The sequence below is a fragment of the Shewanella electrica genome, from assembly GCF_022321485.1.
GTDB lineage: Bacteria > Pseudomonadota > Gammaproteobacteria > Enterobacterales > Shewanellaceae > Shewanella > Shewanella electrica.
On sequence record NZ_JAKOGG010000017.1, the window covers coordinates 82,312 to 91,882 of the forward strand.

A 9,571-nucleotide genomic window follows, 5' to 3' on the forward strand; every position below is an offset into this window, starting at 1 on the left:
TGTTGCTGGGTGCAACTATTTTGGTGGCGCTGTTTTTAGTGCGAGTAGTGCCACTACCACAATGCTGAACCAACTTAGCAGCATCTGCAGTCCGATAAGCAACAGGGCCACTTCATAAGGTATGTTTATTTCACTTGGTATAATGCTTTTCAAGGTGATGCTGGCGGCCAAAGGCAACAGCAGCAGTGTTAACGTTTTGCCAAAGTGCCAGCCGATATTAAGGCTGCGACGATAGAGCATTCTACCGCCGAAGAAACAGAGTAATACGCCCCACGCGCCTAAACAAAAAGTAATACCTTGGTCATCCCAGTGCAGGCCATCGGCACGGCCGAGTATGAATAAAATGATGGGGATGATATTCCACAACAGCAGCCGAAAACTCTGCCAAAAGTAGCCGACAGCATGCAGCTGCAATCTATCTTGATGTGCGGGATTGCTTTGTAGCAGCGGATGTTTAGGTTGTTGTTGCGCCAGTTGTGGAAGCTTGCGAAACCAAAATAGATGCAGGATTAACCAAAGCACGCTAATAGCCATCTCGGCAATGAGCACATTGGTACTTGATGCATGTCTTGTCGCTGCAGCGATGTGCAGTAGATTGATCACCAAGTGGGTGGTGGCTAAGTTAATAAGGGTTAGCGGTAAAGCGAACCAAATGCCAACCGTTCGATAAGCCAATAATAGGTGTGCGGCTAACCACAATAGCCCCAACAGATCGGAGACGCTTAACACCGCAATACCATTGGATCCGATTGCAATGACTAAAGTATCGACTAGCACTGCCATCATAAAGAGCAGTGATTGGGCGATGAAGTAGCGGTCACGGTCGAGACGCTTGCCTGTAGTTTCGACAAACTGATCTTGCCAAAGAAGATCTTTAATAATTTTCAAAATCATGGCATTAATTCAACTTTTATACTGGAGATGGCAACCTGTTGATGTCGCCACACAATCGCGGCGCTAGCGGTGGCAAACAGTGCGATGATGAGGTCTATAGTCAACTGTTCACCATCAATGCCGAATAAAGGGTCGATGAGCTGGTGGTTAAACACGGTATTAACGATGTAAGCCAAACTGATCAGCGGGATGCCGATAGCCGCTAGCCGTTGGTTTTTATGGCTAACCAGGTTGAGTTGGTATTTGATGCCGTACAGCAAAAACAGCGCCGCGTAACAACCTAGCAGCACCAGCAGCGTCAGCAGGTAATCTAGCTGGTGGTGGAATGCCAGCACATCACACGTCACTATGGCGGAAATGAACAGGTTGATGCCTAGCAGCCACTTAGCAAGCCCCGTTGACTGATAGGCGCAATATTGGCTTTCTTCCAAGCTCATGCCATTGCTGTCCAGCACCGAAGCTATGAAGGTTTGATAAAAATAGAACATCAGCGCCATCATTGCCGCGCCGGTTTGATGGCTGACGCAGTAGCACATGCCAACCACCGCAAAACCGAAGTTGGTATAACCCAATATTTTTAATGTCTTGCTGGAGAACAATGTGTCTCTAATGCAAATCCCAACCAATGCGGTGTTGGACACGATAAACAACGCGGTGGCGAAGAACAGATAGAAGTTGCGCTCCAACCCAAGGGGATGAGATTCCGGAATGCAGGCGATGATAAATGACACCACCAGCAGCATCACAATGTACAACGCGTTAGCTAATTTGGGATACAACATCAGTGCCGCTCCCATAATCCAAGCGGTAACTGTTTTTTATTCAACATGTTAACCCGTTTGACCCCTGTATTGTTATTGGTTTCAACCTGTGGGATTTGTGGCCAACCTGCGTACGGCGGTTGGCTGTAGCGAAGCAGCAATTGAGAGTGATGTCGCATAAGCAGCTAAAACGAATGATGGGTTGGCACGAGATAACAATGAGGCTGTTGTGCTGGCGCACTGATGAACTGTGGCAGAGGAGATAGTCGATAATACAAACGGTTACATCCTTATAGTCGTCGTTTCACTGAGTTTGGCTAATAAATAGCTACTACAGAAGAGCGGCCGGATTCTGGCATAACCTTAATTTGATTGATAGAAAATTGGTGAAGATTTACCTATTTTTGTAGTTAAAAGGTTTTTTGCAGGTGTTTTATGTGATGTATGTCGTTAATTGTATGTTTTAAATCATATTGTTTGCTGGTTTTATTTTGAGCTGTTTGATTTTTAAAGGGGAAATTTTACGCTTAAATCGCTAGTTTATCTGTTTACCTGAGTGCTTTAACAACCATTTGCTTCACTAAAGCAGAATGACCATTGTACTTCAGCTACTTTTCATCCAGCCTACTTACTATTCCATTGCGCAAATAATGATTGGTCGTTATAACCGCATGATTTATGGTGAATTACTACTAAAGTTGTAATTAAGTTAACGCTAATTTGAACTTTTTTTAGTCATTGCCGTATTGAGTTATAGCGAAAGATAAATGACTTTTGTCGCTGGCTTTGATGAGCGTATGTGGCGGTTGATCACTGATTTATCTGAGTAAAAAACCACTTAACCGTTGTGTGCTCAAAAGATTTTTGTGATAATCTTCACGTTTATCAAACCAGCTATACAGAAGTCACATTTTTGTGTGGTTGGAGTGGTTCCATTTATAAGAGAAATCGAAAAAACGGTACAAGTTTCGCGCTGGAAACGCTATCAAAGCGCGCTTTCAGAAAGGGCAAATAATAGTCCTGCGAGTGTATTTTAAGCTTTTCCCACTTTTCGAGTTCTTGGTGCTGGCATTGAGCTGTGTGTTACGGGGGCGTTTTTGAGTCGTGTTGCTTCGTGTGATAGCTGCATAATCAACCATGACTCATCGAATTCTGTCGCTAACTATTAATCTAAGGTGTTGTTAATTAACCGCCACTGAACAATCAGCGGTGCGTGACGCGTTTTAGCTAATGGTTGCTTTTCATACTTCTCAATCAAAAAATCACTAATTTGGCAACCATCCTAAGGTTTGATGTATGCAGATTGGTTTCGGCGTCTATTATTGTAAAGCTGATTTGTCGTCAGCCCTGTTAGTAGCGTCGTCAATGCCACCAATGATGGTTATTGGTGGATGTTATCAACCTCTGTCGTTAGAGGAAGGTTCTTCGTGTTTATTCGTAGCCTAAGTAAATTCGCTTTAGCAGCCTTAGCCCTAGTGCTATCTGGTTGTGAGGGTGGTGTGCTAGACCCTAAAGGTCATGTAGGTGTACAGGAAAAAGAACTGATTATCATCGCCACCGTGCTGATGTTGTTAGTGGTTATTCCTGTAATTTTCATGACGCTGTATTTCGCATGGAAGTACCGTGAAGGTCGTGATGAAGTCTATATGCCTAAATGGGCGCACTCCACGAAAATTGAGTCTGTGATTTGGACTATCCCGATCATCATCATCATCATTCTGGGGACTATTACCTGGAAAACAACCCATGAGTTGGATCCATATCGGCCGTTAGAAGACGCTGATGGGAAGCAACTGGACCATATGGTTGTTGAAGTTGTATCGCTGAACTGGAAATGGTTGTTTATCTATCCAGAACAAGGTGTTGCAACCGTTAATGAGCTGGTTTTCCCTAAAGACGTTCCAGTGCAGTTCAAGATCACTTCTGACTCCACTATGAATTCATTCTTTATTCCTCAGTTGGGTAGCCAAATCTATTCAATGGCCGGAATGGAGACCAAACTTCACCTGATTGCCAACCATGAAGGCACTTATGATGGCTTCTCGGCCAACTATAGTGGCGCTGGTTTTACCGGTATGAAGTTTAAAGCGATTGCGACCGCTACTGATGCTGACTTCAATAGTTGGGTTGCCAAAGTGAAAGCCAGTGGAACTCCATTGAACCCTCAAAGTTATGAAGTGCTTGCAGAGGAAAGTGAAAACAATCCTGTGCAGTATTATAGCGACGTAACAGATGGCCTGTTCCATCAAATCGTTATGAAGTATATGCAGCACTATAACGATTGGGGCAAAGGCGGTAAGGAACATGGTGAGGGAATGGAGCATGGCGAACATCACGATGCGGAAGCATCTGATATGCCTAAGATGCAACATTCAGCTGATCACGCCGCTGCTCATGGGGAGGCGTAGGAGTTAATATGTCTTTATTAGGTAAACTTTCGATTGATGCGGTGCCGTATCACGAACCCATTGTTATGGGCACCCTTGCTGGCGTAGGTATTATTGGCCTGTTGCTGGTGGTGTTACTGACAAAATTCAAACTTTGGGTACCGTTGTGGCGTGACTGGATTACATCCGTTGACCATAAACGCTTAGGTATCATGTACATCGTGCTGGCATTAGTCATGCTAATCCGTGGTTTTGCGGATGCGATCATGATGCGTACCCAACTGGCACTCGCCACTAACGGCAATGCTGGATATCTTCCACCTGAACACTACGACCAAATCTTTAGTGCTCACGGCGTTATCATGATCATCTTTATGGCGATGCCATTCATGGTCGGTCTGATGAACATCGTGGTGCCATTGCAAATTGGTGCGCGTGACGTTGCTTTCCCATTCCTGAACAACCTCAGCTTCTGGTTAACTACCGCTGGTGCGATTCTGATCAACATCTCTTTAGGGGTTGGTGAGTTTGCTAAAACTGGTTGGGTAGCTTATCCACCGCTGTCGGAACTGACGTTCAGTCCGGGAGTCGGGGTCGACTACTATATTTGGGCACTGCAGTTATCAGGTCTTGGTACCTTGTTGACGGGCGTGAACTTCTTGGTAACGGTATTTAAGTGCCGCACACCAAGCATGAAGTTGATGCAAATTCCGGTGTTCACTTGGGCATGTACTTGGGCCAACATCCTGATTGTGGCTTCATTCCCAATCCTGACCGCTGCTTTGGGCTTGCTGACGCTTGACCGTTACTTGGATTTCCACTTCTTCACTAACGAAGGTGGTGGTAATGCCATGATGTATATCAACCTGTTCTGGGCATGGGGTCACCCTGAGGTGTACATCCTGATCCTGCCAGCGTTTGGTATCTTCTCGGAAATCGTGGCGACGTTCAGCTCTAAACGTCTGTTCGGTTATACCTCAATGATCGTTGCTAACGGTGCTATCTCAGTACTGGGCTTCATCGTATGGTTGCACCACTTCTTTACCATGGGTTCTGGCGCCAACGTTAACGCGTTCTTCGGTGTGATGACCATGATTATTGCGGTGCCTACCGGGGTGAAACTGTTTAACTGGCTGTTCACCATGTACCGCGGTCGTGTACGCATCACCGTGCCTATCATGTGGACCTTGGGCTTCATGACCACCTTTACTATTGGTGGTATGACTGGGGTACTGTTGGCGGTGCCAGGTGCTGACTTCGTGTTGCATAACAGCTTGTTCCTGATCGCTCACTTCCATAACACCATCATCGGTGGTGCGGTATTTGGTTACTTGGCAGGCTTCGCCTACTGGTTCCCTAAAGCGATGGGCTTCCACCTGAACGAGAAACTCGGTAAGAGTGCCTTCTGGTGCTGGTTGGTTGGTTTCTATGTAGCCTTTATGCCGCTGTACGTGCTCGGCTTCATGGGTATGACTCGTCGTCTGAACCACACTGATAACCCAGCATGGAACATCTGGTTGTATATCGCTTGTGTCGGTGCCTTCATTATTCTGGCGGGTATCGTGTCGCAACTGCTGCAACTGTTTGTATCGTTCCGTGACCGTAAGCAAAACCTGGATACCACTGGTGACCCATGGAATGCGCGTACGCTGGAATGGCAAACTTCGTCACCTCCACAGTTCTATAACTTTGCCAAGTTGCCTGAAGTGCACGATATCGATGCCTTCATGGATGCTAAAGAGAAAGGGACTGCGTACCAGAAATTGGATAAGTATGAGCCTATCCATATGCCGAAAAACACCGCAGCTGGTGTCGTTATCGGTGGCGCATTAGCCGTCATGGGCTTTGCCTTGATCTGGCACATCTGGTGGTTGGCAGCGGTATCGCTGGTTGCATCAATTGTGGCATTCATCGTGCGTGCTTACGACAATGATGTGGACTACTACGTCCAACCTGACGAAATTGAAAAAATTGAAGATGCCTTTGTGAAAGGTGCTTCGGAGGTGAAGGCATGAGCAGCGTGAGTCAAGCAATTGATGCTCATGAGCATCATGAACATCACGATACAGGTAAAAACACCCTCTTCGGTTTCTGGCTTTACCTGATGACCGACTGCCTGTTGTTCGCGTCAGTATTTGCTACTTATGCAGTACTGTACATGAACACCGCAGGTGGCGTGTCTGGACACGATATTTTTGAGTTGGATTATGTGGCAGTGGAAACTGCTGCCCTGCTGCTCAGTTCTATCACTTATGGTTTTGCCATGATTGCGGCACACAAACAGAATCGTTCAGCCACCTTAGGTTGGTTGTCGATCACTTTTGTGTTGGGTGCAATCTTCATCGGGATGGAAGTCAATGAGTTCCATCACCTGATTGCCAATGGCAATGGTCCGTCACGCAGTGCCTTCTTATCATCGTTCTTTGCGTTGGTAGGTATGCACGGTCTGCACGTAACTGCTGGTCTGATTTGGATGGCAGTTATGATGGTCGAAGTCGCTAAGCGTGGCTTAGGCAACCGCACAATCACTCGCTTGGGTTGCTTGAGTATGTTCTGGCACTTCCTGGACGTTATCTGGATCTGTGTATTCACCGTTGTTTACTTGTTGGGGGTAGTGTAATGAGCGATTTATCTCATTCAACCCATGACGACGGTCATGGAAGCGTTAAGTCTTACCTGATCGGCTTTGTGTTATCAGTGATTCTGACTGTGATCCCTTTTTGGGCAGTAATGAGCAGCCAGTTTTCTAAGCCAGCAACCATCGTATTGGTGGTGGTATTTGCGGTAGTACAGATTATTGTGCACCTGAAGTACTTCTTGCACTTAGATTTCACACCGACAGGCAAAGAGAACACTATTGCGTTCCTGTTCTCTGCGCTGATTATTGGTCTGGTGGTGGGTCTGTCCATCTGGATTCTGTACAGTGCTAACGCGCTGATGATGTACATGTGAGCTGATTAATATGTTGAAGCCTTATCTCAACGTCACCAAGCCCGGCATTATCATGGGCAACCTGATCTCAGTCGCGGGGGGCTTTTTCTTAGCCTCTCAAGGACACATTGATTGGGGGCTGATGTTTGCTGCCGTATTGGGGTTATCTTTGGTGGTCGCCTCAGGCTGTGCTATCAATAACTGCATTGATACCGATATCGATGCCAAAATGCGTCGTACGCAAAAGCGTGTGACCGTGACGGGTGAACTGTCTGTTCCCCATGCGTTTTGGTTCGGTGTGGCGTTGGGATTCGCCGGGTTTGGTATTTTGGCTGTCTACACCAATGCGATGGCGACCTTGTTCGCCGTCATTGGTTATGTGGTTTATGTCGGGGTGTATAGCCTCTATATGAAACGCATGTCGGTGTATGGCACGATTGTGGGAAGTCTGTCTGGTGCGGTGCCACCAGTGGTGGGTTACTGTGCGGTATCAGGTAAATTTGATGCCGGTGCAGCCATTCTGCTGTTGATGTTCTGCCTGTGGCAAATGCCCCACTCTTACGCAATTGCTATCTTCCGTTATGAAGATTACAAAGCGGCCAAAATCCCAGTGCTGCCAGTCGTACACGGCATTGAAAAAGCCAAATTGCACATTGTTGCTTATGTGGCAGTGTTTGCACTGGTTTCCGTGTTACTGCCGCTGACAGGATATACCGGGGTGGCGTTTACGGCGGTGGCCTGTTCTACCAGTTTGTGGTGGTTGGCGATGGCGCTTCGAGGCTATCGTAAAGATATTGAGGTTACCGGTTGGGCACGCCAAGTGTTCGGTTTCTCAATCATCACTATCACCGCGCTGAGTGTGACTATGGCGTTAGACTTTAAAGAAGTCACCTCGCAGTTATTTGTGCAGTTGTAAGCCCAACATATTTATCCGCATTAAAAAGCCCGGCTATATAAAGCCGGGCTTTTTGTTATCTCAGCTAACTGAATATGATTAGTAGTGCCAAGGGAACTTAGAAAAATCCTGATCGCGTTTTTCTAAGAAGGCATCACGCCCCTCTTCCGCTTCCGCTGTGCCGTAAGCTAAGCGGGTTGCTTCACCGGCAAACAGTTGCTGGCCAACTAAGCCGTCATCCGGCAAGTTAAAACCATACTTCAGCATACGCATTGCCGTTGGACTCTTAGAGTTGATCTCTTTGGCCCAACGCAGCGCTTCTACTTCTAACTCAGCGTGAGGAATGGAACGGTTAACCATGCCCATATCAAACGCTTCATCAGCACTATAGTTAAAACCACAGAAGAAGATTTCCCGCGCGCGCTTTTGGCCGATCATCTTGGCTAAGTAGGCACTGCCATAACCTGAGTCGAAGCTAGCAACATCTGGGTCAGTCTGTTTAAAAATGGCGTGTTCCTTTGAGGCCAAGGTTAAATCACATACTACGTGTAAGCTATGACCTCCGCCGACCGCCCAGCCCGGCACAACCGCAATCACTACCTTCGGCATAAAACGAATCAAACGTTGTACTTCAAGAATGTGTAAGCGGCCCATGCGAGCAATATCTGCTTTACCCGCTTCAGCACCTTCATACTTATAACCATCTTTACCGCGAATACGTTGATCACCACCCGAAGAGAACGACCACTGGCCTTTCTTCGATGGACCATTACCGGTTAATAGTACACAGCCTACATCTGACCACTGGCGTGCATGGTCGAGTGCGATATACAACTCATCAACCGTTTTTGGACGGAAGGCGTTCAAACAATCTGGACGGTCAATGGCAATGCGCACTGTGCCGTGAGCCTTAGCGCGGTGATAAGTAATATCTTCAAACTCAAACCCTGGGACTTCATCCCACAGCTCGGCGTCAAATGTATCGGAAACAAAACGAGACATAACAACTTCCTGAGGCTAACTATGTGAATTACAGATTATCGCAAATGAACTGCAAATTATCTCGACTAAAAACCGGATGAGATATCACATTTCCCTGACAATACTGCTGCTTAAAATCATTAAAGCCATCTGGCGTACTTAGGATCTTGTCTAGTTCGTGTAATTCAACACTTGATAAACGATCACCGATACTCGCCAGCAGTTGGCTTTTCTTCTTATCTATACGGATCAGCTGCGTGCCCGTCATCACATCCAGCTTATGCTCAATCTTTTTCAGAATGGCCTCGGTCTGAGCTATTGGCTCATCCAGCTTATCGGTTTTCGTTGCCAAGTAATAAAGCACCGCTGCCGCAACGGCGATGAGTATCCAACCTTTCATAGTCAATGCCCTGCATCTATCTGCATTAATTCATAGCCTAAATTACCAATATCGCCGCAATAGACAAGGATGCGCGACGAATGTTGCATAAGCGCCAACAACTAATTGCAGCCTGTAATGCCGTAATTATGGCCCTAAAGCGGATAATCTAGGCATAAAATGCTGTTTAAATTGCCAGTTGGCTGGAATCTTGAACACTTGGAAAAATATCTCAAAAAAGGGGTTGCGGAGTTTTTTAAGGTCCTTATAATGCGCACCCACTGACACGGCAAAGCGCGAAAGCAAAGGTCGTAGAGGTAGTGATGAGGTGACTCATCACACG

General features: G+C 46.6%; 9 protein-coding genes. 5 read left to right on the plus strand and 4 right to left on the minus strand.

Going from position 1 to position 9,571, the window contains the following annotated elements; genetic code table 11:
* Positions 1-15: 15 nt before the first annotated feature.
* A complete protein-coding gene (locus L9G74_RS17410) occupies positions 16-894 on the minus strand; it encodes a hypothetical protein (RefSeq protein WP_238898042.1) in 879 nt (292 codons plus the stop codon).
* Positions 891-1,676, minus strand: a complete 786-nt coding sequence (locus L9G74_RS17415) for a hypothetical protein (RefSeq protein ID WP_238898043.1) — start codon at positions 1,674-1,676, stop codon at positions 891-893. The genes L9G74_RS17410 and L9G74_RS17415 overlap by 4 nt, the downstream gene beginning before the upstream one ends.
* Before the next feature lie 1,406 nt (positions 1,677-3,082).
* Between L9G74_RS17415 and cyoA the strand changes: the two genes are divergently transcribed.
* The 5 genes from cyoA to cyoE are packed head-to-tail and all read left to right on the plus strand — an operon-like array spanning position 3,083 to position 7,889.
* A complete protein-coding gene (gene cyoA / locus L9G74_RS17420; protein WP_238898044.1) occupies positions 3,083-4,063 on the plus strand; it encodes a ubiquinol oxidase subunit II in 981 nt (326 codons plus the stop codon).
* Positions 4,064-4,071: 8 nt separating this feature from the next.
* Positions 4,072-6,057: a cytochrome o ubiquinol oxidase subunit I gene (gene cyoB / locus L9G74_RS17425; protein WP_238898045.1), complete on the plus strand. Its 1,986-nt coding sequence runs from the start codon at positions 4,072-4,074 to the stop codon at positions 6,055-6,057.
* On the plus strand, positions 6,054-6,662 hold the full coding sequence (cyoC, locus tag L9G74_RS17430) for a cytochrome o ubiquinol oxidase subunit III (protein WP_238898046.1): 609 nt from the start codon (positions 6,054-6,056) through the stop codon (positions 6,660-6,662). The genes cyoB and cyoC overlap by 4 nt, the downstream gene beginning before the upstream one ends.
* Positions 6,662-6,994, plus strand: coding sequence for a cytochrome o ubiquinol oxidase subunit IV (gene cyoD / locus L9G74_RS17435; RefSeq protein WP_238898047.1), 333 nt, complete (start codon positions 6,662-6,664; stop codon positions 6,992-6,994). Before cyoC ends, cyoD begins: the two co-directional genes overlap by 1 nt.
* Before the next feature lie 10 nt (positions 6,995-7,004).
* A complete protein-coding gene (gene cyoE, locus L9G74_RS17440) occupies positions 7,005-7,889 on the plus strand; it encodes a heme o synthase (protein WP_238898048.1) in 885 nt (294 codons plus the stop codon).
* 78 nt (positions 7,890-7,967) lie between these two features.
* Here the strand turns inward: cyoE and L9G74_RS17445 are convergent, their stop codons facing one another.
* Together L9G74_RS17445 and L9G74_RS17450 are read right to left on the minus strand one after the other, a co-directional pair.
* Entirely contained in the window at positions 7,968-8,870 is a 903-nt protein-coding gene (locus L9G74_RS17445; protein WP_238898049.1) for a 1,4-dihydroxy-2-naphthoyl-CoA synthase, read from the minus strand.
* A 28-nt stretch (positions 8,871-8,898) separates the two neighbouring features.
* Positions 8,899-9,249 carry a hypothetical protein gene (locus L9G74_RS17450; RefSeq protein ID WP_238898050.1) on the minus strand — a complete coding sequence of 117 codons (351 nt, stop codon included), beginning with the start codon at positions 9,247-9,249 and terminating at the stop codon, positions 8,899-8,901.
* Positions 9,250-9,571 lie beyond the last annotated feature (322 nt).